Origin of the sequence: Lacticaseibacillus jixianensis, assembly GCF_003946485.1 — a bacterium.
GTDB lineage: Bacteria > Bacillota > Bacilli > Lactobacillales > Lactobacillaceae > Lacticaseibacillus > Lacticaseibacillus jixianensis.
The window spans coordinates 1-25823 of the sequence record NZ_RHOJ01000027.1 but is presented as its reverse complement, the minus strand read 5'-3'; the positions used below and the strand labels follow the sequence as shown (position 1 = coordinate 25823).

Here is a 25823-nt window from a genome sequence, read left to right as displayed (position 1 = left end):
TGATTATTTCCATCTATATTGGTATGGACGAATTCTTCATGTCCTGAACAGCATACCACATTTACTTTCATTTTGTAACCTGAATATTTTAGGATAACAGCGTGAAAAGCCGCGCCCCGACTAAGGGGCGCGGCTGTCAAGACGGCCCGCCTTAACATGACAAAATTGGCCTGTCAGCGCGGTGATTTTCGGATATGATTTGCATATTTTTTGCGCTCTTGTATATCGGTTTTCACGAAAGCGCAAACATGGCGCTGGCGCGGCGTTTCACGTGGAACACCGGCGCACCCTGGTGGGCCGGTCGCGCGAACGCCGCCGTACTGCCGAAGCCCAAGCCCTACTTCCGCGTGGTGTCGCTGTTGGTGGTCTGCGCGTCCTGCACCGTCCACGTAATGCTGGCCTGGTACGTCCCGGGCCGCACGTGGGTCAGCTCGTCTGGGCTGAGCGCAAGCGAGATGGCCCCCGGTTTAAAGTCCGCCGTCAGGCCCTTCTGCGCCTGGCTCCCATTTTGATAGAAAATCTGGGCGTTCTGTGCCAGGGTGAGCGCGTTCGTCAAGGCGCTCGTCGCGCGGTTGCGAATCGTTACCGCCGGAAAGGTCAGCCCGCCCATGAAATACGGCGTGGGCGTGATGGTCTGATCGGTGTCGACCCACTCGCGCATGTAGACAGAGATCGTGGCGTTGGCATCCAGGTCCGCCTGCACGGTGAAGGCGGTCGTTGAAGGATAAGTGCCACTGGGCGACGCCAGGGTTATGGGCTGGATCGTCAGCGTCGGGCTGACGGTCAGCGAATTGATACTGGTTGAAGCTTCGCCGCTTGCGACTAAATCCAAAATATCCAGCGTCACGTTTTCATGTTTGATCGCCGTCGTTTTGCCGGTGGTCGGATCCTTCGCCTGATTGACGGCATTGATGATCGCCTGGGCGGTCGCCTGGTTCATCTGCGGCCAGTACTGATTCACGGCATCGTCGGAAACCAGGTCCGGCACGGCCTGCATGATGACATTGACGGCCCCGCTACTGATCTGCATGGTACCACTGGCGGCGTTCATGAGCGTGACCAGCCAGTGGACGGTGTTGTAATCATCCGTGTTCGGCTTCAAACTATCCAGCTTCCCGACCCCGCCATTGCGGACAATCAGCTGAATGAGCGTCTCGTTCAACGAGCCCGAGATCTGTGTGGTCGGGTTGCCATTGAAATTCAGGTCAGTCAGGTGCGCGCCGATCGTAAACGCCGCGCCGGACGGAAAACTGGTGATGCCGTTGTTCGACATATCCAAAGACGTCACGTGCTGCGCGCTAGTGACGTTAAACAGGCTCGGGTGCCCCTGCAGGGTGTACATAATGTACTGCAGGTCGCCTAAGTTGTCGTTAGAGATGATGAGCGTCTCCAGGTTGGGCAGGCGATCGGTTTGAAACAGCGCCATGATGGCCTGGGCCGTGATGGTGTCGCCAACCTGCGACGTCACCCCGTCCAGGTCAACAATCGCGGCCGAAGAGGCACTGGCAACGATTTGAAAAAGGAAGTTCACCGCCGGCTGCTCGTTGTTGCGGCCATCCACGGACATCGCCTTGTTGGCCAGGACCGTCTCCACCTGGCCGGCGCTGTTAAGCGAGTATGCGTTCTGCGCAATGTCGTACGTCGGCACGTCGGCCGCCGCGCCGGACCCAGCCGCCTTGGCGCTGGCGATCCAGGCCGCCACCGTGGGATCGGGCGTCGAGGTATCGATCGTGCCGTCTCCTTTATAGGTCACATCCGCCAGGCTGACCGTCAGCAGCTGCTCGACATCCCCGATCGTGAAGGTGGCCGGGGTCTGCCCCCGGCCCACGGGCGACTCGCCATTAGCATAGCGGCTGTTGGTCATCAAGACCTCCGTGACCGCGTCGGGGATCCCGTAATCGCTGAGGTGGTTGCCAGCATAGCTGGTATCCGCCGCCTGCGCCGGGGTCGGCAGCGCCCACGCCAGCGCGAGCATCAGCAGCGCCGTCAGCAGCCCGGCCCATTGCCAAATCCGCTTCCGCATCTCAAGATCCCCCCTTTCACTCGGTTTGAAGAACTCATTTATTATACATTCATTAAGTAAGTGTGGTACCTTCGGCTTTATCCTACCACTTTGGCTGCGATCCGGCCGCAATTAGTAATCAATATCATCAGCTGGCGCAACACGTTTAATCCCGCAATGACTACCTGCTTTTGCCGCAAAAATGTCGGCAAACACGCCCTTGGCTCTCCCGCCGCCCGTTCCCCCTAGTTATCCGTAGTGTACTCAAACCCTGTTGGCAGCCGGCACTCACGGCCCCTTCCGACATGGACGCGTCACCCCCGCGGCGCCCGTCTCTCAGGTAAAGCAACCCGAGCCAAAAATTAAATCGCTTTCAAAAATTTATCCCCCATAAAGCCGGTGCTTCATGCCTTTAACTTATTTAATTTTAGTGCTACGCTTTATTGCGGAGCATAAATATAGATGCTCGCACAGGAGGCATTCTTATAATGTTAAAAAATAAGTTTGTTTTAGCAATCGGTACAGCCTTTCTCGCCAGTGTGCTGGCACTGCCGGCAACGGTACACGCTGAGACAGTGACAAGCCCCACAAAGGCCATTGTTAACGTGACCCAACCGGAAAAGCATGGTGATTTGACACTAACCTCTGCGCCAAATTTCACCTTTAACGCCACCGTTGACACCCTTAATAAAAAGGCGCTCTCAGGGACCACTGACAACCCCGTTACTGTGAATGATGCGCGGGACACCAACGCGGGCTGGAGTCTCACGATGACATTAGGGGACTTCGCTAGCTCAGATACTGGCACTTACATGAGCTGGAGTGGTAACCTGATTAAGCCTGTAAGCTCAACGGTCCAAAACTCGGACATCACCCTGGCTAATGTTGGCGGCAAGGATGCTGCGCCGATTATGGACGCAGCACCAGGGACTGGCAATGGCGTCACAGAATTAAAGTTCAATCACGTCGCTCTACACACAGTTGGTTTGAAGCCAATCATTACGCAATATTCAGCTGACGTGACCTGGACGTTGGGCGCTTCTCAACAGACCAACTAAGACCTTGCACGAATGAGGTAAGCAACGGTAAATCTTGGTTGCCATTAGAATTGGTTTTATAGTGAGGTGTTTATTCCTCACTATTTTTGGTTAGGAGCCATCATGAACAAGATCACTCGTTTCTTTACTGCCGCCATGCTCGGACTCGTTTTTGGCATCTTTCCGCAAACGGTCCACGCCGCGACCGTCAACAACTTCACCGCCCAGTCCGTGATGCCCCAAGACAACATCGGCGATCCGGGCTACGTCAACCTGCTGCTCAAGCCCGCGCAGGCGCACCCGCTGACCGTGGCGGTGACCAATAATGCGGACACGCCGCAAAAGTTTGCGGTCGTGGCGGCCAACGCGGTCACCAACGGTAACGGCCTGATCGTCTACGACCAAGGCGCCAAGACCGCCGGCCCCAAGCACGTCAGCTTCACCGCCATGCTGGTCGGCAAAAACGTGCAGGACGTCACCATCCCCGCCCACCGGACGGCCAAGGTCACTTTTAACCTGAAGGCGCCCAAAAAGCACTTCCCCGGCCTCGTGCTCGGCGCGTTCAACGTGCACAGCCTGACCGCCGCGGCCAAGGCCAAGCACCAAAGCGGCCTGTCGAACCTGGCCAACTATGTCCTCGGCGTCTCGCTGCGGGAAAGCCGCACCATCGCCAAGGCGGATTTGACCATGCAGCAGGCGCGCTACCACTCCGCCAGCAAGTACCTGGCCCTCACCATGACCAACCCCAAGCCAGTGATCATCGAGGACGTCCAGCTCAAAGCCCACGTGGCCGCGGCGCACGGGCACAAGGCCGTCAACATTAAGCGCACGGCCATGAGTTTTGCCCCGAGCAACCAGTTCACGCTGCAGCTGCCGACCAACACGGCCCTGCCGGCCGGCCGCTACCGCCTGCACGTTGACGTCAAGGCGACCAACGGCCACTGGGCGTTCGACCGCAGCTTCACCGTGTCGCAAAAAGCCGCGACCAAGTCCGCCGTGCACCGCGCCGCCGCCCACTGGCCGCAGTACCTGATGTGGGCCATCGACCTGCTGGCCGTCATCATCGTCGTCAGCTACCTGGTCCAGCGGCTGCGCAAACACCGGCAGAAGAAAGCCTAAGCAGCAGAAAGCCTAAGCAAAAGCCCTGAAGATCCCGCGCACGGCGCGCGGTCTTCAGGGCTTTTTTGATGATGTTAAGTTGCACGGCGGCCACGCTCAAGTTGAGCACGGCTGCTTTTTGCATCCGGCGCCCCTTCGAGGAAGTACTGGGATCAATCCAGCGTCACCGGCGGCGCTTCTCTGAGCATACTCAGCGTAAGAAAGAACTCGTGCATTTGCTCCCTCGTCTCGGTCTGATCAAGCGGCTGCGCCTGATTGATCGTCGTGACGAAGAAGCTGTAGGCCAGCGCCGTCAAGTTATCCGCCACGGCATCGCTGTGCTTCAAGAGCACCGGACATTGCTGAATGATGGTCCGGAACGTCTCGCCGAAGCGCGCCTTCGTGACCGTCGTGAAGTCGAGCTCAGGGGTATGAATTGTGGACATCAGCTTCAAGTGGCGAATGTTGTCCCCATATTGTTCCGGTAGGGGGTCACTAACCGCATCAAAGCCCCCTTCGCTGACCCGACTGATCAGCGCGCGATCCAGCGTCGACAATTCGGTCAAGATGAGCTGCTTGGCCAAGTCGTACTTATCGGTGTAGTGATTATAAAAGGTCGCCTTGCCGATCATAGCGCGGCTGGCCAGCCCCGCCACGGTGATGGCCTCGAAGGGCGTCTGGGCCAGCTCCTCGTAAAACGCCTGATGAATGGCATTTCGCGTTTTGATTACTCTAAGATCATGAATTTGCTGCATAGTTACTCCCCCCGCAGAGTGACCTCGCTGACGACTCATATCTATTTAATAGACATGCATTCTTCTGTTATACGAATCGTACGTAAGCATACATTAATGGACTTATTATAGCAAATCGTCAATTAATGTGCTTTGACGATCAAAACGACTCAATACCGCCGAGATAATTTCTCTATAATGAGGCATCGAACGTGTCAGGACAGCGGCTTAACGACACTGCCAAGGTTTTTATGGGGGAACACGTGAGGGAGTGAAATACAGTGGCACAGAACACGCACAGTGGGTGGGCGCGGCGAAGGGGCTTGCGCTACTTCGGGCACCTCACCCTTCTATTTGTCCTATTGGTACCCTTTTTACAGGCAATAATGATCGCGCCGGTAAAGACCGCCGCAGATGATTCCCCAGACTTCATTCAGTCTGAAGGAAACGTTCCGGTGGTTAGCCACGCATGGCAACCCACGAATGAGCCCGATGTCTTAAATCCTCTGGGGGGAAATACGCAGGATGGACAGCTCGCTTCAGGCTCTGATAAGCCCGCGATCTTAAGTCTAGACGATCCTAATTTTGCTCAGAAGACGATGTTGAATTATGGCGCGGACGGTTATGATGCTAAGACTAATCCTGCATATGCCATTAGTAAGTATGCAACTCAAGCCAAGAACGCTACTGGACAAGTCATCCCTGGCCACTATGATGTGACACTCACCGCTCAGGGCAACAGAAAGACTACCGAAGAAACTAAGCCTTTAGACATTGTTTTTGTCGTTGATTTATCAGGAAGCATGGAAACAACAAAAGGTCAGGCTCCAGGTACCCCACGCGTGCCACGATTCATCTACAACGAAGCCGGCCGTGCTTACGTACGAACGGATAGAACAGTTAACGGATTATTTACGCAAGATCGGATTGATGGAGTCGGGCTGTTTCAACAGTATCTGCTACAAGCCGATGTCAATTCTGGCCGTACACCAGCCGTGACCGACTACCGCTTCAGAAAGGTTCAGCCAGGCCAGCCAGACGAATGGTATGAAATCGAAAATGTTGGCAGTCGTTTCTTCCCGGAGTACGAGTTGACCCCGATCGTCAACCCTGGCAATCTGACCCGAAACGACGATGCGGGCACTCGAGCAGATTATCTACGTGACGGCGTATCCGACACTCTAAATTGGATCCAGCAGCAAGGAGACCTCGCCGGCCAGCTTTCAGTGGGGATGGTTGGCTTCTCTGGGCCAACTTCGACCACTAACAATATCGGTGTCGACATCGGGCCAATAGACGATACAGCCTCAAAAATTAACCAGGCGCTAAATACTGACTTTTGTGGTTCAACTTGGACGCAAAATGGGCTCGAACGTGGCCAGCAAATGTTGGAGAAAATGCCAGCCAGCGATACCAAACTCTTAATCTTGCTGACTGACGGCGACCCAAGCTACTACGGCGAGGGTCCCCAGCCTCGAGGTACCGGGACCGCTGGCACTGCCACCCCAGGTTCCGCCTATTGGACGGAAACCATCAAGGCAGCTGAATCCATTCAAAAGACCACCCGCATTCAAGGCATCGGCATTGAAACCGCAGACGAGGCTGATTTTAAACAGTTAACCAGTCTTAAGCCCAGCTCACAAGAGCATGATTACACAGCTGTAAGTGATGCCGCTGATATCTCAAAGGAACTGCAGAGCGATGTCAAATTTGATGTAACGCAGTATGTCTCCCCGCCGACGATCAGTGATGGCACAATATCCGATCCGCTTGGGTCGCATTACGACTATATGGGCAATAACGCCACCGTCAGCTTAACGGGTTCTGGAGTGACAGATGCGCAGCGGGCCGCGATCCAGAACAATTTAACGCTCGATCCAAGCACCCGCCGCCTCACTGTCAAAGATTTGACGTTGGGTAAAGGTCAAAAAGCCACCATCACTTATCAGGTCGCCTTGAACACTGAGGCCACCGACTTCGTTCCCGACAAATGGTATCCAATGAACGGCACAACCACCCTCACGCCTACCCCAAACGACCCGCCGGTCAACTTCGGGATCCCTGCCGGCCGCGGTCCGGGCACCAAAATCAAGGTCTCGAAGACCTGGCAGGATACCGGCACCGGCCGGCCAGATGCTATCACTTTTACCATTAAACGCACGACTGACAACGGCCCTGCCCAGAGCTGGTCAACCACCGGCAAACTGAACCCTAGCAGCACGGCTGCTCAGTCAAACACGTGGGAGGGTAACCTCACAAAGGCTGATGGCCAGGACCTAATCCTTCCCCGCTACAGCAAAGACGGACAACTATTTACTTATCATCTCAGCGAGGACCCGGTGCCTGGCTACCAGTCGGCGCCACCAATTACCAATACCACCCCGCCAGGTCAGTTGGCCACTCAGCGCTTTTCCCTAACGAATAAACCAACCGTTCCGCCGACCACGCTGCGGATCAAGAAAATCAACGCAGATACCGGCTCGCCATTAGGGGGCGCGACGTTTGCGGTGACCGCTCTGAGCCTGAATGTGCAGGCAGACGGCAAGGAGTTTGCTTCCGGCCCGTTAACCCTGGGCCAGCAATACGAGGTGCAGGAAACGAAGGCCCCAAGCGGCTTTGTCGGCTTATCCCAGTCCCTTTTCATTACGGCTGGCAAAGACGGCACGGTCAAGGTTCGGTTAGCCGATGGTACCGAGCAATCGCTGACGCCGGGAGACTCAACGCCCACGCGCTTGAACAGCCTCGTCTCGGCGCAAGTCACCACGACTGACGCTGACGGCAAGGCCAGCCGCGAGATCGTCCTCACCGTCGGCAACCATCAGAGGGGCTTCCTGCCGCACACCGGCAGCGACGACCTCCTGAGACTGATGCTGATCAGCTTCAGCTTTGCCGGCCTGGCGATCGCACTGCTCGCCTTAGCCTTCTGGCAGCGGCGGAAAGAAGGTGATGACGAATGACCAAATCGATCCGCATCATTTTTGCGGCTGCACTGAGCCTGCTCGTGGCCATCGCCGTCTCCCGGTTCACCCCGGTGAACGCCGCCGCTACCGTTCCGATCACCGTCACCAGCGGCACTGACGCCAGCGCGTCGGTGCGCGGCCGCCCCGCCATCACCGTTTACGAATTGACGGCGGCCGCGCAGGACTCATCGCTGCCCCAACAGGTGGCGACGATGACGCCCGCTGCCGTCACCAAGTTCATTACCGAGCACCACTTAACCGCAGTCGCCCAACTCGCTTTCAGTGCGCCAGCCGCCACCTTCAGCGCCACTGCCGGCCGCACCTACCTGCTCATCCAGGCCCAAGCGCCTAGCGAAACGGAAAGCTACTGGACGGCGCCGACCATGTTCACCGCCGGCAGCGCACCAATGACCGTCTCGCTCAAGCCGGTCCTGATTCACACCGCGCCGTACTTCTACAAGTATGGTAGAAGCCTGGCCAGCGGCGAAACGGCACCGCTAGCCGGCGCCACCTTTGCCCTCAGGCGGCAAGGGCCCGCCGGCTGGGAGTACCGCACCGCGGCTGGCGACTGGCTCGCCACCACCGCCCCGCTGCAGGCACCTCAGGTCGCGCATTTTGTTTCCGAAAAGGATGGCCTCGTGCTGGCCGACGTGACGTTAACGCCGGGGGCCTACCAGTTCACTGAGCTGGCCGCCCCGGATGGCTTCACCATCACGGATGACGCCAAAGCCATCCCCGTTCAGGTCCCGGCAGCCGGAGCCATCACCCTGAAAGGTGAAACGCTGCGGCCGCTGATCGAAGGCCGCGTGCCCGCAACCGAAGCGAAGCGGCCTGAGCTGCGGGTGTATAACCTGACAAACCGGCCGCATCTACCAGATACGGATGGCAACCCGCCAGATAGCCCGCACCGCCCGCATCTACCGGATACGGACGGCAACCCGCCGCCAGCACCGCACCGCCCGCACCTACCAGACACGGACGGCACGCCGCCAAGCGGGCTGCCCAAAGTTGGGCGACTGCGCCTATGGCTACCGGAAACCGGTGAAGCCCGGGCGAACTTACTGCTGGCGGGCTTGGCCTTGATCATCACGGCCACCGCGCTCTGGCAGCGTACTAAAACTAAAAAAGCAACCAAGGGAGAATAAGCTAATGATTATGGGGAAGAAATTAAAGCACATCCTTGCTAGCGCGCTACTCATCCTGCCGCTAGCATTATCCGCCGCGACTAGTGCGGCACAACTGGTTACTGCAGGAACGTCATCAGACGAGGTCCCAGATAGTGTTCAAGTAAACTTGCACAAAGTCGCCTTTTCTAAGGATCCCGATAAGGAGACCAATCCAGTTAAAATCACTGATAATTACGGGAATGCATACACACAGCTGCCTGATGGGGCCAAGCCCTTGAATGGCGTTGAATTCACTGCATACGATATTACTTCAGACTATCAGGCCCTAATTAGTCAAGGCACCAAATCAGAAGATGCCGTCCAGCAATTACAACAGCAGTCCGTTGATGGTCTGCCGGATAATGCCCAACCAGTAGTACACGGTTCACAAACTACCGCTGGTGGAACTGAGGATCTTCCAGAAGGATTAGCTCAGTTTAACCTAAAAACAAAGACGACCATTCCTGATCCTAATGGCAAAACCGCCACTAAGAGTGTCTACGCAACCTACGTCATTAAAGAAACAAAGTCTAGTGTCGGCACAACAATTACCACTGAGAAAGCAACGCCAATGGTCCTAGTCATGCCTTTGTATAACAAATACGCTGGCGAAAGCAAGACGGATTCTAAGATGCTCTCTCAAGTTGACCTTTATCCAAAGAACGTTACCGAAACTTCAATCAGCAAGGACCTTACTGATCCAACAGACAACAACAAGAGCTTCGGGGATTCTGTTCAATACAAAATTACGGTTCAAGTACCCAACGATATCGCCGCACAAAACAGCTTCTATGTCACCGATACGCCAGATCTAGGTCTCGATGACGACATCAATTCAATCAGTATCAAAGATTCAGATACTACATCAACGTCATCAGCGCTCACAAAAGGCACCGATTATACCGTGACCCCAACCTCAGACGCGGAAAAGGGCGCCGGGTTTAAGATTACCTTCATTGGTGACGCTCAGAAGGCTTCAGATGCTTTTAAAGCAGAAGTAGGTGAGACGCTAACCATCACCTATAATGCCAAAGTCACGAAAGCTGCTCCGGTTGGTGACTTAAATAACTACGTCGGCCTGAACCATACCCCTAACGTCAAGAGCAACACGCCAGTCATCACTGGCGGCGCTAAGTTTGTCAAAGAGGATGCTGAAGACAGCAACAAAAAACTTGCCGGTGCGGAATTCGAACTTGCGCGTGAGGTTAACGGCAAGCGTCAGTATGCACACCAAGATAAAGATGGTAACTACAGCTGGGATGAAAATGAAGCCAATGCTGTTACTACCCCTTCTAAAGACGATGGCTCGTTCGAATTCACAGGCCTGGAATATTCCGAGAGTGCCGCAAAGGCTCTGAAAGTGGACCCTAAGAACTTCACTTACGAAGTCATTGAAACAAAAGCCCCAGCGGGTTATGCCAAATTGTTGGCGCCCCAGACATTCACTGTCGATGACAATTCATACACAAACCAAATCACGATTAAGGATGCCCCAGCCGGGTTCCTTCCTCACACCGGTGGCATGGGGATCTACCTGGTCATCGCCGCAGGGCTCATCGTCATGATCGCCGGCGCGCTGTTCCTGAAGAAGGGCAACCGCCACGAAGAAGTTTGATTTAACCGCAAGTTAGACTAGGTATGAAGAGACGCCCCCGCGGCGTTTTTTCATTACCGAAAAGGAGGTCCATGATGGCGAAAAAAAGTGCCCACCCGCGCCGCTACCTGGTGACGCAGATCATCGCGTTCATCTTGCTGCTGATCGGGGCGGCCGTGGCGCTGTACCCCTTCTACGTCGGCCCGCTGAATGACATGATGGACCGGGCCCGCGTCGCCCGCGTGGAGCAGGCCAACGCGCAGAACGCCGCGGCCCAAGAGGCGGCGATGGCCAAGGAAAACGCGAAGCTGCGGCGCCAAGGCCTGAACGCCAACGCCGATCCGTTCGCCGGCCTCACCAACGATGCCAAGCTGAACCTGAAGCGCAACATGTTGGGCACGGTCACCGTGCCTAGCATTAAGCTCACGGTCCCCCTTTTCAAAACCTTGTCTGAGGAGACGCTGGCGACGGGCGCGGCCGTCGTGCCTGGCACCTCAATGCCGACGGGCGGCGCAAACACTCACACGGTCATCGCCGGGCACCGCGGCCTGGTCGATCGGCGCCTGTTCACCGACCTGAACAAGGTCAAAAAAGGCAACATCTTCGTGCTCAAGGTCTTCAACCATCACCTGGCTTACAAGGTGTTCCGCATCCAGGTCGTGAAGCCTGACAACACCGGTGTGCTCCAGATCGAGCCCGGCCGCGACCTAGCCACCCTGTTGACCTGCACGCCCTACATGATCAACTCCCACCGCCTGCTGCTTACCGGCAAGCGCGTGCCGTACACGCCGCAGATCGCACGGGCGGTCAAGCGCTCGCAGCAAAATGAAAACTGGCGCGAGCTGGGCATTTTGGCGGCAGCAATCGCCGGGCTGCTGGCGATCATCGGGCTGATCGGCCGCCACATTCACCAGCTCCTGCTAAGGCGCCACGTCTTTCGCCTCCTGTTTTACCGGCGCGACCCCGCTGGCCAGCCGGTGGCGGGCGCGCGCTATCAGCTGTGCAAGAAGAACGGCAAGCCGCTGTACCGCCGCGGCAGCAAGTTGACCGTCACCTCAGACGAGGACGGCCAGGTCCTGATCGACCACCTGCCCGGCGGTGTGTACCTGCTCAGGGAGCTCGCGCCTTCCCGCTGGCAGGTCCGAGTCGGGAAAAAGAAGCTGAAGCAGCAGAAGATGCGCTTCTACCCGACTAAGCACCAGGCCACCGCCGTTTCCGCCCTCAACGAACGGTGGGTCATTCAGCGTTAAGGCCCACGATCGGCCAGCTCGTGCCGTTAATCGCCGACCCACAATCCGCCAGAGTAGTTACCGTTAATCGCCAGCCGTGATCGGCCAAGATCCATTCGCTTCCCTGAAGGCTTCTCCCTAATGGAGAGGCCTTTTTGCGTTTCAGTAAGGCGCACCGGCTGCGGGAACCCCCTCCGCCGCACCCCCGCCAACCGAAAAAAGCGTGCCCGCTATCTGCTAGCGAGCACGCTTTTGAGTTATCGGTTGATCATGATCAGATGGCCTTCATGCTTCTGAAGTAATAGAAGTGCTGCGGCGCTTTGATCTGATCGGTGGGGCAGATTAACGGGCCCAGACCAGGCGGTTAACGGTGTTGGTGATGCATGTCTGGAGGACGACTTTTTCGCCCTGGTGAGCGCTGATAATTGAGTTGAGGCGGTCGGCCCCGTTTTTAACGGAGTAGCCATCGTCATTCACGTTGTCGGTCATGTAGACGCGGTAGCTGCGGGAGCGGCCTTGAGCATCGGTGACGGACACGCGGCTACCGTTCCTCAGGCGCATGATCCAGGCAAAAGTGTTGCTCTTGGCGTGGCCGGCGATCTCGCTGGTCAGGCCGTCGGTGGTCGTCATGCGAGTGGCCCCGCCCCAGGTCATCGCCATACCGGCCCGGGCAGGCGCCTTCGTGCGGGTCAAGCTGCCTTGGATGACGTCGGTGGCGTGGCCGAGGCCGGAAATTGTACCGACGTAACGTTCGCCAGTGGTGCGGCGGATGCTGGCTGCCTTAGCCGCAGCCTTTTGAGCAGGAGTGGCGCGTTTGATCACGCGGCGCACGGCAACCCGCTTAACCGTCTTGGTGCGGCGGCTGGTCGAAGCAAGTGTTTCCCGGTGCGAAGCGGTCGCAGTGGCCGAAGCAGCAACATGCGCTGCAACAGGCGCAGCCTCGCTTGCGTCAGCGGCGGCGTTAGAAGCGCCAAAGCCAAGGGCAAGAACAACGACAGCACCGAGCAACAAAACTTGTTTATTAAGCTTCAAAAAATTCCCCTAACTTGAACCGGCGACTCTAGTCCCAATTCAGTGAACCGGTAATGCTGAGCCCCTAATGCGTTAAGGGAACTGCGGATACCTACTTGCGTCATGTATGTGTGTGACCCGACCGCGGTCACAATGAAGTCAATGCGCCTCTTTCTGAATTGCCTTTGATTAATTATGTAACAGTTGGATGTATGTGTTTTTCACAACGACGAGTAATATACACCCGTACCTAAGATGATTGCAATACCTGCTTTCAAAAATATCCAAGGACTGTTTTCCATTCATTGCGTATAATATTCATATTGTTTGACAAAATGAACCGGGTCTAATCAGTGGATATTCCCCGCGTAAAGGCAACCATTTTAAGATAAGAATATAATTATGACATCAATATGAAATATACTTGCAAATAGAACACCGATCGTTCGGGAAAATTGGCGAAATGATTTCGTTTCCATTGCAAAAGTTTTTGAAATTTTCTGCATTAATTTCACAACATTTTCAATGTAAGCGGAATTTTGGCGGAACAGTTTTTTGGCTGGTCGCTGGCAGCTGTTGTACAGACCTGGGTACTGGGGATCCAGATAGCGCGGCAGGGCAACCGGCCAGCTCGTGCAGCGATTTGCGGGCGGCGGCGCTCACCCCGCGGGCAAAGTGACATCACCCTAATGATCGCCCTAAGTTCGCCAGCCCTGCGTGCCCTGTCAAAGTTGGGCTCCGGTCTGGCAACGGCCGAGTGCCCTGCTACGCCCGGCGCTTCACCTGCTCTGCAGGCAAAGCACCGGGCTATGATCACCCTGTAGCCATCCATGGCGTACAGGGTGACATGCGTAGCGGCATGTCATCGTCCTAAGTTCGTCAGCCCTGCGCACCCTACAAAAAAGCCCAGCAACCGGGAGACGGCTGCTGGGCAAGCATAGGAGGAGTGCTTCTTGATCCTTAATCTTTAGAGGCGGTATTGTCCATCGAGATGGGGTGCGCGGAATCAGTGGGATCAGCGGCTTCTGACGTTTAGAAGCTGCGGCTTGATCGATCTGATTCGAAGCGCCAAATTAACGGGCCCAGACGATGCGGTTAACGGTGTTGGTGATGCATGTCTGCAGGACGACGGCTTCACCCTGGTGAGCGCTGATGATCGCGTTGAGGCGGTCGGCCCCGTTTTTAACGGAGTAGCTGTCATCGTTCACGTCGTCAGTCATATAGACGTGGTAACTGCGGGAGTGGCCCTGAGCATCGGTGACGGACACCTGACTGCCGTTCCTCAGACCCATGATCCAAGCAAAAGTGTTGCTCTTGGCGTGGCCGGCGATCTCGCTGGTCAAGCCGTCGGTGGTCGTCATGTTGGTGGCACCGCCCCAGGTCATCGCCATGCCGGCATTGGCAGGCGCCTTCGTGCGGCTCAAGCTGCCTTGGATCACGTCGGTGGTGTGGCCGAGGCCGGAAATCGTGCCGACGTAGGTCTCGCCGGTGGTGCGGCGGATGCTGGCTGCCTTGGCCGCAGCCTGTTGGGCAGGGGTCACGCGCGTCACGACACGCTTAACGGCCGCTTCTTTGACAACGGGCTGATTGACGACCTTTTTAGCAACAGGCTTCTTAGCAACCGGCTTCTTGACGATCTTCTTGACTGCCTTTTTAGCGACGGTCTTCTTAGCGACCTTCTTGACCGCTTTTTTAGCGACGGCCTTCTTGGCAACCTTCTTGACCGTCTTTTTAGCAACAGCCTTCTTGACCGTCTTCTTAGCAACGGTCTTCTTGACCGCCTTCTTGTGACCGGTCGAAGCAAGTGTTCCTCGGCGACTAGCAGTGGTGTTTCCCTTGGTCTGAGCAGCGACAGTGACTTGTGCTGCTTCAGGGGCACCGGGTTCGCTTGCGTCAACAACGGCAGTGGAAACGCCGACGCCAAGAGCAAGAACAACAACCGCACCGAGCAACAATACTTGTTTATTAAGCTTCAAAAAATTCCCCTAACTTGAACCGGTGACTCTAGTCCCAATTCATTGAACGGCAGTTGCCATTGCCCCTGACGTTCTCCGGGGACGGCCCTTGCCTACTGGTGTCATGTATTTGGTGTGACCCGACCACGGTCACAATGAAGTCGATGCGCCTCTTTCTTGATTAACTATGTAACAGTTGCACTCCCGTGTTTTTCACAACGACGAGTAATATACCGCGTTCCCGGACGGGTTGCAACATCTATTTTCAGAAAATCAATAGCATCATATCCCAAATATTATGAACTATTCTTGCACTATTCAGCTGTTTTAAATCGTATACAATTAATCGCAATGCCGCAATGTAGCGGAGTATTTAATGATACGAATTTGTTTACAGCGTTAGCATGCAGAATATTTACATATTGGTGGCGGTAAGATCGCTTTACACGGTCAAATGGCCTCGCTTACATACGAAAATTTCTTGAAAATCTCTGGATCAATTTCATCATGTTTTCAATGAAAACGGATTTTCGGAAAAACAGATTTGAAACACCGACCCGTTTTCTAGCCCGGGGTGGCGCTCCCATTTCGCCGCCCGGAACGGCCGTGCTCAGGCGCCAGCAAAAAGTGGTTAAAAAAAGACCTTGAGCGTCAACTCAAGGTCTTGGTGCCAGATGGATCCCTATCTGCTCTGCCGCGGGCCTGCTTCGTGGGCCGGCGCTGCCGCCTCAGCCGGCGGGGTGCCCAGCCGCCACGTGATCGTGGGGGTGAAGGTGCCCGGCTTCGCGTAAGCCGCGTTGTAAATGGCCATCGTCGCCGTCACCCGGCGGTAAAGGGAAAAGTTCCCGGTGCTCGTGCCACTCAGCGTCGCCGCGGCGCTCTCGACGTTTTGATCCGCGTCTAGCGCAGTGCCCGTCCCCAGTATGCCCGCAGTCGCGTTCCCCGCCTGGGCGCCGGCATCCAGGCTCATTTGGATCTGAATGCTGGGCTTTGGCTCATCGCCGGCCTTCGTCCAAGTAAACGGCGCCACTGCGGCCGATAGCTGCCACCTCACGCCTTGGCCAAAATACGCGCCAAACGCGAGCGGTTCGGTGCCGCTCGCACTCAGTTCCTTCGTGCCGGCCTGATCCGCCGGGGCGTAACTGCCGTGAAGAATGTCCGCCAGGCTGGGATCGCCGTCGCTGGTGCCGGTCGTATGGAACTTGAAGTCCGGCACCTGATCGATGGCAAAACCGTCATCCGCTTTCACCTGCACGGCCGCCACGTTCGAGTACAGGGCCGTTTTTCCGTCCACCTGCACCTTAAGCTGGTAGCTGTCGCCATCGTTGATGTGGCGGATCGCCCCGACGTGCAGGGCCCACGGGTCGCCGTCGCCATCTTGCAGATCCTGGTCATCAGAGGCAGCCGCCAGCCCATCGGCGGCGCGAACCCGGTGCCACGTCGCCGTGGCGCCCGCCAGCGCGGCCAGCGGCGCTTTCTCATTCACGTTGAAGCTGAAGTCGCTGTACTTACCGCTGGTGACAAGGTCCGACTTGACCGGCTTCAGGGCCAGAATATGCACCAGTTTCCGCACTTTAAAAGTGGCGCCACCGACCGTAAACGTCGCCTCAATCGTGACCGCTTCGCCGTTTTGGCTGTAACTGTCGTGCGCCGTGATCGTCCCGGCGGTCGTCGTGCCGAACGTCGCCGTCACCGTCAGTGGCTGCAGGGCGGACGCCACCGGCGTCTCGGCGTCGTCTGCCGTGTCGACGATCTTCGGGAGGTTCGTCAAGACCGCATCCCCCACCGGGTTCCCCTGCTTGGTCAGTTGCCAGTCCAGGGTGCTCGTTGGGGCCTTCATGCCGTTTGGCAGCGCGCTCCCCGCCGCGGGCTGCCCCTTGAACTGCGGTGCGAACATGAAGTTGACCGGCGTCGGCGGTGTCTTTGAATTGGGCGCGGTCAGGGTGATGGCATAATCGGCATCGCTGGCCGCTTCTTGCTGGTTCACGTCCGCGATTTCTTGATAAAGCTGATCGACGGCATCGCCCTTCACACCGTCTTTGAGCAGCTGATGGATCTTATTGATGATGTCCGTCCAGTCAATGTTGGGATAGGTTTTGCCGTTGCCCGCAATGGTCGTCGAGCCGGTTCCGCTGTTTTTCAGATCGGTCTGGGTCTCTTTGACGACGATCTTCTGGCTGAACTTGCCATCGGTGCTTGAAAGACCCCACTCCTTGGCCACGTCCTTGGTGATGACGTACACCCACTTATTGTCATCGACGATCGAGACATAAAGGGACGCCTGGTCGACCGGCGTGTTGATCTGCCCGTCCCCATCCGTATCGACGCCGATTTCCAGCTTGTCGCCCGGCTGCGTGATTGTCCCGGTGACAATGCCAAAATAGTCTGTGCTGACGTCTGGGGGCAGGACCAGCTTGCTGGTCACTTTAGGCTCAAGGGGAATACTAAAAGCCAGTTTGCCGACAAGCAGCTTGAGGTAACTCGTGTAGAGTTGGCCATCGCTCTCTCGTTTGGTGTACTGGGTATTAGTGAACTGCTGCTTCACCTGCAGCGACGTTGTGGCATCGACTGGGACCGACTTGCCGTCCTGCATCTGGACTTTCGCCATGTCGACCGTGATTTTGATCGTCTGATCGGCTTGAACGGTCCCGTCAAAGTCGCTAATCACCCCGGAGTCGTCGCGGACGGTCTTGGAATCCCATCCCAAAAAGCCAGAATGCTCTGTCTTCGGTGGTTTGATCGGGATCGCGCCGTTGACCAGGGCCACCTTGGTCCCGTTACCCGTGACGGTGACCCCAGGCGACGTGAGGTCAAACCACGCCCCCGCCCCCGCGCCGGGCACGGAGAACATCATTAAGAAATTGCTGAACCGATCCTGAGCATCGCCGAAAATGCTGGTGTTGATGGTGCCGCTGGTGTCGCTGGTGCTCCCGGCGTCGATTGTGAAGGTCAACACGGAGGTACTGCTGATTGCCGGGGAGGTCGCCTCGCCGCCGGTCGCCAGCAGGTTGGTCGCCGTGACGCTGTCAAACTTGAACCGCAGCGGCTTGGTCGGATTGGCCACCTGCGCAGACATCAGGGGGGCGCCCCCGTGGTCCTGCTGCAAGTTGCTGGCGTCTGAATAATCGACGTCGGCGTTGAAGTACTTCGTGATGTCCTTGGCCCCAGGCATCACGTCCGCCTGCACCAGCTGGCCGCGGGCGGCGGCCATCAGGAAGGTCAGCCAGACGCAAAGTCCGAGCAGACCGGACCACCGGATCTTATGTGCGCTCAGTTTCATCAAGCTGACCTCCTTTCTTGTTACTTGCTAGCTTCCTCGCGGTCCTGCTTGCGCCGCCGCCACAGCAAGAAGATCAGCAGCAGCACGAGCAGCGCTAAGCCGATCACCAGGATCAACAGCCACCACGGAAACGGTGCAGCCATCTTCAGGCTGGCTGCTCTATTCACATCCGCGGCCTGCTTTTGCGTGACTTGGAACTGGCGGCGAAAATGCCAGCGCCTGGTGCCAGACGTCGCCAGCAAGTCCAGCGTGTAGCGGCCGGCGGTGAAGGCGTGATCGGTCATGGTGCCAAAGTTAAAGTGCGAGTTCGGCGCCATGGCGTAGCCGCTGACGTCCCGCGTCAGGACCGGCTTTTTGCTGCCGGCTTGGTAGACCTTCGTGTGCACGCTCATCTGGCCGAACATCTGCGGCCGGTAGTTTTGAAGCGTCGCCAGCACGGCCGCCTGGCCATTCTGGATGCCGACCTTCACCTGCCGCAGCTTCAGATCCGGCGAGACGTACTGAGGGCTGGTCCGCAGCACAATGGCCGTGTACATCGCGAACTTATTTTTCAGCGAAAGCCCGCTGCCGCTGCCGCCGTACGCCTTCGGGTCGGCGGCGTAGAGACTGCCGACCAGCTCGCCCTTAAAGCCGCCCTTGGGGACTTGCACCGTGAACTTGGCCTGCTTGGTCGCGCCCTTCGCCAACTTCAGGGTCACTGGCGCGGACGCCAGCACTGACAGCCGGTACTGCGCAGAATCATCGGTGCGGTGGTTCGGGGCGTATCCGACCTGCCCGTTGTCGCCGGTGTAGGCATCGGCGACGCTGACGCGGACCGTGGTGGCCACGCCGCTGACGTTGGTCACGTTGACCGGCAGACTGATGGTCTGACCAGGCCTGACGAGCAGATCAAAATAATTCTCCTTGGCACTGGCAGCGTCGGTGAACACTGGCTTGATCGAAAAGCTGGCCCCGTTCGCCGCCGCGACGGGCACGGCTGGTGCAATACCGATGAGGGCCACCATGCCCGTCAGCCAATACAGAAACTTTTTTAACATGTCCGCTCCATTCTGGGTCCGTGACGCAAAAACATCCTCGCCCGGTCAAAGGTCGCCACCAGGCAGGGATGTTGCGTGCTATTTATCTAACTGATGATGATTAGTTGTTGCCATCTGCTGACGGGGCAGGTTTTGCAGCTGAGGCAGCTTTTGCAGCTGCTTGAGCTTCAGCTGGTGTCACTCCGACCGCCCAGGTGATAGTGGAAGAATAGGCACCGTTAGCCGCATTCGGCTGCTTGGGAAGCGTCAGACTGGGGGACGCAACCGTTGCCGTGGTTGTGCCTTGCCCAGAACCCTTAGGCGCGGTCAGCACATCAGCTACGGAACCGTCACCCGCAGTCAGATTACCGTTAAGCGTCAGCGGTTTGGTTGAATCAATGCCATCACCCAAAGCAGTGCCGGCAAAGTTCAGAGTCCCGCCGTTTAAGGTAACCTTACCGTAACTAAAGGCCCCCATCTGAGCCGACACCGTCCAGCCGGCACTGGTCCCGGTCAAGTCAGAAACGGCAAGGGTGTCAGGACTGGCTGTTCCTTTTTCATCGCTATAGCCGGATTTGATCATCGTTGATAATGTCACTTCTTTGTTGAACTGGAAACTTGGCACCGCCGTCAGGAGTATCTGGTCAGCGACTGATGCATCATCTTTACCAATGGTGAAAGTGGCGGTCGAGGTCATCGTCTTAGCTGGTGCCTGCGTGTCCGCGGCATCTGCCGGCGTATCCGCAGATACCTGGTTTGCCGTCAAGCTGGCACTGACCAAAGCGGTCGCCATGGCGGCACCGAATAATAAAGCTTTTTTCATTATAAAGTCCCCCAATAATATCTATTCGAAACTAGTAATGTACGTTACCATTAACATTATTTTATTTCAATGCGTAATAAAGTCATATAACGTTTGGTGTTGCTATTCTCCGACTTGCAAAACAGAGGCATCGGCGTGTCCTGACATCTCCTCGACCAAAAGCCCATCGCTTAGCGGTTTTAGTGTATACACTGCACTGTATAAATAACATTGGCCTTGCAATTAACACGGTAATAAAATAACTTAAAAAGTTTTTCGAAATAGCTAGGCATATTCGGAAAACATCGCATCTCGCTTAGAGCAATCTGCCATTGTCCCACCCGGCTAACTAGCCACGTCAGGTTTAGACAACAAACTAGTTAACCCCGATAGGCTAGTTTTCTCCTCGCCGTTCGTTTTCAAAAACATGCAAATATACATCACAACGTTTCCCGAATTAGCTTTCAGTAAATGCCGAACGTTTCTGGCCGATAACCGGTCAAAAAATAAATAATTAGCGTTTTCATAGTGGCCACCTGGTTGGCTTATTGTTCTGTTATCTTATCTCTTGTATTCCTCACCGCCGGCCGCAATTCTGTTCTATTCCAGTCAGGAGACACACTTTCAGGACTTTAGGGCCGGGCTTGATGCACGAACCATACTTACCCGCTTATACTCACCTGCGACGCGGGCTTACCGGCCTGACGCGCCCGCGCAAGTCATACGCATCATCGCCTGGGCCAACGCAAAACAGCGACCCAACCGGCCTCCCGGTTGGATCGCTGTTTTCGTTTGCCTCGTTAATGCTTTGCCTGCTTGCGCTGTTTCAGCGTGAACTGCTTGTCGCGCCAGTGCTTGACGTAGGCCTTCGCCTCGGCCGCCTTGGCTTGGCCGGCCACCGAGACGCGGTACTTACCACCCGGCAGCTTGTCATTGACCGCGCCGATGTCGTCCGCCTGCAGCGTCTCGACCAGCTTGCGGCCGCGCTTGACCTGAACCGTCGCGCCTGGCAGCACCGCACCGGCCGCATCCATGGCGACGTAGGCCAGCTCATAGTGCCGCCGCCCGACCAGCAGGCCGCGGATCAGCGCCAGCAAGAGCAACAGGAGCAGCAGCCCCATGAAGGCCCAGAAGGCCAGCTTCAGCTTGTTCCACAGCTCGGCCCACTGCGAAGCCGCCTGGTCCGCCTTGGTGTACGGCACGCGGTGGCCCGTGATCAGCAGGCGGTGCGAGTTGATCATGTACGGCGTGCACGTCATCAGCGTCACCAGGTCCTGACCCGGCACGATTTTCAGGTCGCCCACCTCAGTCGGCTTGATCACCTGGCGCTTGAACACCTTGTACGCCAGGTGGTGGTCACCAATTTTAATGAAAAACTTGTCGCCCTTCCTTAACTCGGGCAGGCGGGTGAACAACTCGGCGTTGGGCACCCCCCGGTGGGCCGAAATGACCGCGTGCGTGCTTTTGCCGCCGGTCGGGTAACTCGTTCCGTCGAGCAGGCAGGCGCCAAACTGAAGCAGCCAGTCGGTCGTGTGGTCGAACACCGGCAGACTCAGCTGGATCTTCGGGATCGTCAGCTGCGCGATGGTCGCGTTCTCCATCTTCTTCTGGTCCCGCTTGGCCGAAGTCTTCGCCGTGCCCTGCTCGTTGACCGCCGAGTTGAAGGTGGACACGCCCGGCGTCTCGTTTTGCTTAGCCATCGCCGCGTTTTTCGCCTGGTACGCGCGGTACTGCTTGGCCAGCGCGCGGGCGTTCTTCTTCGTCTCGATCTGCTGATAGGAATCGATCACCTGCTGGTTCTTGTACGAAACGTACGCGTCGCTGACGAACGGGTAAGCCAAAATCCCCAGCCCGCCGACGATCAGCAGCAGGATCACGATATCGATGAGGCCGAGGCCTTTTTTTTCTCGCTTCTTCGCCATTGTCGCTCCCCCAAAGCGGGTGCGGTGCGGCGGCTATCACAGACATCGCGCCGCACCCCATACAAAAACAAGGACGTCAACGCACGCCCTTGCATGATAATACCATATTCGCGAAGCTAGTTGGCCCGGCGCTTCTTGTAAGCAATTGTCCCAAGAATGACCAGCGCAGCGCCTAAGACAACGTACAGCACGATGCCGGCACCACCAGTGTGTGGGAGGATGCTAGTTGGCGTATCAGCAACACGTGTATAATTTTGATCCTTACCAGTAACAACTTCCGACGCATCCGCAGATTCTATTTCAGCCCCTGTTGCATCAACTAACTTAGGATCCTTCTTATAACCATCCGGAGCTACTGTTTCAACAACGCTATAATTTACTCCTGGCTTCAGCCCATGATATGCGCCGTCAAAGAAAGCTTCTGCAGTAGAGGTAAAGCCAAATAATCCTTCCCCGTTGCTCGTAAACTCACTAGGTTCATTTGTGGTGTCGTCTTCCTTAACCCAGGTTACATCCTGAGACGTCGTCATCTCATCGGGATTGTCAACGTGAGCGAACGAGACGTTCCCATCTGTGTCAGTCCGCTTAATCTTAAATTTAGCCCCAGAGAGTGCAACTTTTGAGTTTCCATCGATTTTCTTAAAGAGCAGGCTATATTGCTTCGTAGTATCAAAATGGTTCTTCGGGTAAATATTCACATCTTCAGTACCATTTCCATAGGGCAACGCAACCACTGTGTTTGCCGCGGTCTGATAGCCCTCAGGGGTACCACTTTCAACGAAGACAAACACAGACGGCATCTTGACCGAAGTACCCTTATCTGCGTCTGTAACAACCTCTGTATACTGAGGCAAATCTGTGAAAGTCGCTGCACCACTATCATTGGTCGTCAGCTCTAATGGTGTTTTACCATCCTCCTCTACAACCGGAGTGCCATCCTTAAAGTTAATTGTCTTATCAGCCGACTGATCCTTAGTTGGGTTCACAGCCTGATAGATTGCTTCAGAAAGAGCCCGCTTATATTTGGCGTCGTCTTTGTCATCTGCATCGCGTGCTATTGGGTTGGCTTTCAGATATGCCCAATATTGCTTAGTAATGTTATAGGCAGTAAACTTCGCGCCCGCAAGCGGTTTCCCATTTTCGGGGGCTTTGCTATTATCCCACTCAGCATCTCCCTTAGGCTCCAGAGCTGCGTCTTTAAAGGCATATTTGTTAACAGTTACATTCTGGGTTCCTGGTGTCGCAGGATCCGCCGCGCTAACCTTCTGCCCATTCATCCCCAGTGCCAGTGGTACTGCCAGTGTAATGGCCCCAACCAGGGTCAATGCTTTTTTCCAAAAAGATGTTGTCATTGTCTTTCTCCTCTGCTTTCCCCTATGCTTTTTTTGTTAGTTTTTACGCCGATCGTGGCAATGAGCCCGATCAGGATTAAACCCAATGTTGTTAACCATGTTGCTTTTGCTTCACCCGTCTGCGGCAACAGTCGCCGCAGGATGCGCTGCACGGTGCCCTCGGGATTCGTCCCGGGGAGGTGCGGCCGGGCAGGCGGCTCCCCGGATGTGCCCGGCAGCCGCGGCCGGTCAGGATCACCCGGCGTCTCCGGCAGGTGCGGCCGTTTCGGCGGGTCGCCTGGCGTGTCCGGCAAGTGCGGCCGGTCAGTGTCGGGCACATTCACCACCGCGTATGGCGCGGCTTTACTGTCACTCGCCTCGCCGGCAACGATCTGGAACGGGATCACCTTTTCGTTGCGCAAGTAGCCTTCCGGGGCCTTGACCTCATAGAGCTCGTAGTTGCCGGCCGCCAGCCCCTCAATGCTAAACGCGCCGTCCTGGTCCGACGTCAGGGCGTACAGGCCCTGCTCCTGGTACGACTTATCGCCGTCCGCGACGCTCTTCCAGTCCCAGCCGGTGGCGGTTTTGACCAGGTACAGCCCCAGCGCGTCCCTCACCACGAAGGTCGCGCCGGCGAGTTTGGTCGCGTGGTCCTTCGCGTCAACCTTGACGAACCGCTTGCCGCCGGTGACGACGGTGGCGAAGTCGTGCTGCGGCTCGCCGCCACCGGGATAGACCACGGACTGGTTGACCAGCGGCTTGTCGGCCGCGGTGCCAGGGCGGATCGCCATGTTGTAGGTGATCGTGATGACCTTATTCGCGTACTTGCTCAGCTGGTCGACGTTGAACGTGAGGGTAAAAGCGTCCTCGGCGTCCTTGGCCAGCTGATACACGTTGTCCTCGCCGGTGAGGTCGTGGCCGTCGATCATGACGCTCACGCCGTCGGTCAGGCGCAGCGCCGGATCCGCCTTGTCAGTCACCCGGAAGGCCTTCATCGTCGCCACGTCCGCCGGCACAGCGACGGTGATCTTGAACGGGATCTTTTGCCCGTAGTCGAAAGTGGTTTGATTCGCATCGATCCGCTTTTCGATCATCGGCTTACCCCCGGGCAGCACGTTCTTGGGGAACAGGTCGATGCGGGACTGGATCCCGCTGTCATCCCGCACCGGCAGGACCACGACCAGATTCTGACTCTGGCCCTGGACCCCAGGCGGCGTCCCCGTCTCCTTGAACAGGTACACGGCGTAGTGCCCGCCGCTGCGCAGGCTCAGATCGGCAAACCGCGCCTCGCCTGCCCCGGCGGTCACTTGCGAGGCGACCTTATTCGTCGGGACGTACGCCGCCTCGGCGAAGTGCCGCTGCGCCTTTTCCACGCCGCCGTCATGGGCCCTTTCGTACTGCCAGAACTCACCGGTGATGTCGTAGGCGGTAAAAGTGACCCCGTTCAGCGGCCGGCTGGGCTGCCCGCCAAATGACGGCTGATCTTTGCCGTTATTTGCCTCGGCAGCCGGCAAGTGGTCATCGAACAGCAGCTTGTGCAGCACGATATCGACCTTGTCCGGCGCTTTGGTGCTGGCGGCGACCGACTGCGCCGGCCCAATGAGGGCGAGCAAGACGAGCAGCCCGCAAGCGTCTATGACCAACCGTTTGATTAGCTTAGTCATGGTCGCTCACCTCCTGCCGCTTTAGCTTGACCAGCAAGAGCAAGCAGATCGCTGCCCCCAACATGCAGAGGGCGAAGACCAGGTAATCCCGCGGGCCCAGGCCGCCGGTGTGGGGCAGGATGCGCTCGGGGTCATCCTTGACGGTCAGGGTGTAGCTGGTATCAGGTGAGTCCGTCTTGATTGAGACGTTCTTAGGATCAGTGGTTAGCTTATCGCCTTTGTCATCAACGAGCACCCCGTCTTTCAGATAAATCGGTTCCTTCAACTTCTGATAGCCAGCCGGGGCATCCGTCTCGGTCAGTCTATACAACTGGCCCAGCTTCAGCCCGGTCTGCGTTGGTAAGGCACCCTTATTATCCGTTATCAAGGCGTCGTTAGTTGCCTTGACTGAGTCGTTAGCATCGGACGATGAAGCATTGCTGCTTGAAGAAGAACTGCTCAGCTCAGGCGAAGAAGTGGCGCCATCGCTATCACTTGGCGACGTCACGGACGTCAGCTGAAACGTTGCGCCAGCCAAGGGCTCATCAGTGTCTGTCGCTTGTTTATGCAAATTAAGCGACCAAGTTGCAGGCTTATCAAACTGCTTGAAGTGCAGAATGTTCGGCGTGTCCGCTTCGACGTAGAAACCTGTATCTTGCGGATCATTAGCCGATACTGGTGTCGTCGTTTTCTTGTCTGAATCGTACTGGAACCATTCAGCGGTCGCGCCTTCATCACCTGTTTGCAGATTCTGACGAAGCTCTATATAGTAGCTCTTTTGATCTTTCTGATATCCAGACGGTGAGACGCTCTCGTGGATCTCGTACTTACCGGGCGCGAGCGGGTGCAGTGCGTCAGTCGCCTGTTCTCCTGTTGTATAAGTAACTGGATCTCCAACTGATTTAGTCCAATCATTATCCAGTTTCGTCACAGCAAATTGAGTCTGGGGAAGGGGCTTTTTTGTATGACGAATTGTCAAATCAAGTGCAACTTTTTACCTAGGTAGACTTCAGCTGGTGTCTTCCAGCCCAAGACCTTGCGTG

At 56.5% G+C, this 25823-nt stretch carries 17 protein-coding genes; 6 read left to right on the top strand and 11 right to left on the bottom strand.

All coding sequences use genetic code 11. From position 1 onward, the window contains the following. Positions 1 to 337: 337 nt before the first annotated feature. Positions 338 to 2023 (bottom strand): leucine-rich repeat domain-containing protein, encoded by a 1686-nt coding sequence (locus tag EKM85_RS09690; RefSeq protein WP_125586380.1) that lies wholly within the window; start codon positions 2021 to 2023, stop codon positions 338 to 340. A 467-nt stretch (positions 2024 to 2490) separates the two neighbouring features. On the opposite strand from EKM85_RS09690, the gene EKM85_RS09685 reads away from it, so the two are divergent. Both EKM85_RS09685 and EKM85_RS09680 read left to right on the top strand, forming a co-directional pair. Beyond that, positions 2491 to 3060, top strand: a complete 570-nt coding sequence (locus EKM85_RS09685) for a WxL domain-containing protein (protein WP_125586378.1) — start codon at positions 2491 to 2493, stop codon at positions 3058 to 3060. Positions 3061 to 3162: 102 nt separating this feature from the next. After that, positions 3163 to 4158 carry a DUF916 domain-containing protein gene (locus EKM85_RS09680; RefSeq protein ID WP_125586376.1) on the top strand — a complete coding sequence of 332 codons (996 nt, stop codon included), beginning with the start codon at positions 3163 to 3165 and terminating at the stop codon, positions 4156 to 4158. A 152-nt stretch (positions 4159 to 4310) separates the two neighbouring features. On the opposite strand, the gene EKM85_RS09675 is transcribed toward EKM85_RS09680, so the two are convergent. Continuing rightward, positions 4311 to 4892 (bottom strand): TetR/AcrR family transcriptional regulator, encoded by a 582-nt coding sequence (locus tag EKM85_RS09675; protein WP_164510740.1) that lies wholly within the window; start codon positions 4890 to 4892, stop codon positions 4311 to 4313. A gap of 260 nt (positions 4893 to 5152) precedes the next feature. On the opposite strand from EKM85_RS09675, the gene EKM85_RS09670 reads away from it, so the two are divergent. The 4 genes from EKM85_RS09670 to EKM85_RS09655 all read left to right on the top strand — a co-directional run bounded on the left by EKM85_RS09670 (position 5153) and on the right by EKM85_RS09655 (position 11841). Next, a complete protein-coding gene (locus EKM85_RS09670) occupies positions 5153 to 7828 on the top strand; it encodes a SpaA isopeptide-forming pilin-related protein (protein WP_125586372.1) in 2676 nt (891 codons plus the stop codon). Next, positions 7825 to 8976 carry a prealbumin-like fold domain-containing protein gene (locus EKM85_RS09665; protein ID WP_125586370.1) on the top strand — a complete coding sequence of 384 codons (1152 nt, stop codon included), beginning with the start codon at positions 7825 to 7827 and terminating at the stop codon, positions 8974 to 8976. The genes EKM85_RS09670 and EKM85_RS09665 overlap by 4 nt, the downstream gene beginning before the upstream one ends. Positions 8977 to 8980: 4 nt before the next feature. Continuing rightward, positions 8981 to 10612 carry a SpaH/EbpB family LPXTG-anchored major pilin gene (locus tag EKM85_RS09660; protein WP_125586396.1) on the top strand — a complete coding sequence of 544 codons (1632 nt, stop codon included), beginning with the start codon at positions 8981 to 8983 and terminating at the stop codon, positions 10610 to 10612. Between the two features lie 74 nt (positions 10613 to 10686). Further along, positions 10687 to 11841 carry a class C sortase gene (locus EKM85_RS09655; RefSeq protein WP_164510739.1) on the top strand — a complete coding sequence of 385 codons (1155 nt, stop codon included), beginning with the start codon at positions 10687 to 10689 and terminating at the stop codon, positions 11839 to 11841. 321 nt (positions 11842 to 12162) lie between these two features. Here the strand turns inward: EKM85_RS09655 and EKM85_RS09650 are convergent, their stop codons facing one another. The 9 genes from EKM85_RS09650 to EKM85_RS09610 form a co-directional block, all read right to left on the bottom strand. Continuing rightward, positions 12163 to 12852 carry a sortase domain-containing protein gene (locus EKM85_RS09650; protein ID WP_125586366.1) on the bottom strand — a complete coding sequence of 230 codons (690 nt, stop codon included), beginning with the start codon at positions 12850 to 12852 and terminating at the stop codon, positions 12163 to 12165. 1052 nt (positions 12853 to 13904) lie between these two features. Then, positions 13905 to 14807: a sortase domain-containing protein gene (locus EKM85_RS09645; RefSeq protein ID WP_125586364.1), complete on the bottom strand. Its 903-nt coding sequence runs from the start codon at positions 14805 to 14807 to the stop codon at positions 13905 to 13907. Positions 14808 to 15468: 661 nt separating this feature from the next. Continuing rightward, positions 15469 to 18066, bottom strand: a complete 2598-nt coding sequence (locus EKM85_RS09640; RefSeq protein WP_125586360.1) for a hypothetical protein — start codon at positions 18064 to 18066, stop codon at positions 15469 to 15471. A gap of 20 nt (positions 18067 to 18086) precedes the next feature. Continuing rightward, a complete protein-coding gene (locus EKM85_RS09635) occupies positions 18087 to 19103 on the bottom strand; it encodes a DUF916 and DUF3324 domain-containing protein (protein ID WP_125586358.1) in 1017 nt (338 codons plus the stop codon). A 100-nt stretch (positions 19104 to 19203) separates the two neighbouring features. Next, entirely contained in the window at positions 19204 to 19905 is a 702-nt protein-coding gene (locus EKM85_RS09630; protein WP_125586356.1) for a WxL domain-containing protein, read from the bottom strand. Positions 19906 to 20684: 779 nt separating this feature from the next. Next, entirely contained in the window at positions 20685 to 21806 is a 1122-nt protein-coding gene (locus tag EKM85_RS09625; protein ID WP_125586354.1) for a class C sortase, read from the bottom strand. A 116-nt stretch (positions 21807 to 21922) separates the two neighbouring features. Continuing rightward, on the bottom strand, positions 21923 to 23158 hold the full coding sequence (locus EKM85_RS09620; RefSeq protein ID WP_125586352.1) for a pilin N-terminal domain-containing protein: 1236 nt from the start codon (positions 23156 to 23158) through the stop codon (positions 21923 to 21925). Beyond that, positions 23155 to 24801, bottom strand: coding sequence for a SpaH/EbpB family LPXTG-anchored major pilin (locus EKM85_RS09615; protein ID WP_125586350.1), 1647 nt, complete (start codon positions 24799 to 24801; stop codon positions 23155 to 23157). Before EKM85_RS09615 ends, EKM85_RS09620 begins: the two co-directional genes overlap by 4 nt. Continuing rightward, positions 24794 to 25759: a SpaA isopeptide-forming pilin-related protein gene (locus EKM85_RS09610; protein WP_225418979.1), complete on the bottom strand. Its 966-nt coding sequence runs from the start codon at positions 25757 to 25759 to the stop codon at positions 24794 to 24796. The genes EKM85_RS09615 and EKM85_RS09610 overlap by 8 nt, the downstream gene beginning before the upstream one ends. Between the last annotated feature and the right edge of the window lie 64 nt (positions 25760 to 25823).

Excerpts from the sequence above, each read along its gene's own strand:
- EKM85_RS09665 (WP_125586370.1), top strand. The coding sequence starts at position 7,825 with ATGACCAAATCGATCCGCATCATTTTTGCGGCTGCACTGAGCCTGCTC.
- EKM85_RS09680 (WP_125586376.1), top strand. The coding sequence starts at position 3,163 with ATGAACAAGATCACTCGTTTCTTTACTGCCGCCATGCTCGGACTCGTT.
- EKM85_RS09625 (WP_125586354.1), bottom strand. The coding sequence starts at position 21,806 with ATGGCGAAGAAGCGAGAAAAAAAAGGCCTCGGCCTCATCGATATCGTG.
- EKM85_RS09660 (WP_125586396.1), top strand. The coding sequence starts at position 8,981 with ATGATTATGGGGAAGAAATTAAAGCACATCCTTGCTAGCGCGCTACTC.
- EKM85_RS09620 (WP_125586352.1), bottom strand. The coding sequence starts at position 23,158 with ATGACAACATCTTTTTGGAAAAAAGCATTGACCCTGGTTGGGGCCATT.
- EKM85_RS09635 (WP_125586358.1), bottom strand. The coding sequence starts at position 19,103 with ATGTTAAAAAAGTTTCTGTATTGGCTGACGGGCATGGTGGCCCTCATC.
- EKM85_RS09630 (WP_125586356.1), bottom strand. The coding sequence starts at position 19,905 with ATGAAAAAAGCTTTATTATTCGGTGCCGCCATGGCGACCGCTTTGGTC.
- EKM85_RS09685 (WP_125586378.1), top strand. The coding sequence starts at position 2,491 with ATGTTAAAAAATAAGTTTGTTTTAGCAATCGGTACAGCCTTTCTCGCC.
- EKM85_RS09690 (WP_125586380.1), bottom strand. The coding sequence starts at position 2,023 with ATGCGGAAGCGGATTTGGCAATGGGCCGGGCTGCTGACGGCGCTGCTG.
- EKM85_RS09640 (WP_125586360.1), bottom strand. The coding sequence starts at position 18,066 with ATGAAACTGAGCGCACATAAGATCCGGTGGTCCGGTCTGCTCGGACTT.
- EKM85_RS09615 (WP_125586350.1), bottom strand. The coding sequence starts at position 24,801 with ATGACTAAGCTAATCAAACGGTTGGTCATAGACGCTTGCGGGCTGCTC.
- EKM85_RS09655 (WP_164510739.1), top strand. The coding sequence starts at position 10,687 with ATGGCGAAAAAAAGTGCCCACCCGCGCCGCTACCTGGTGACGCAGATC.
- EKM85_RS09675 (WP_164510740.1), bottom strand. The coding sequence starts at position 4,892 with ATGCAGCAAATTCATGATCTTAGAGTAATCAAAACGCGAAATGCCATT.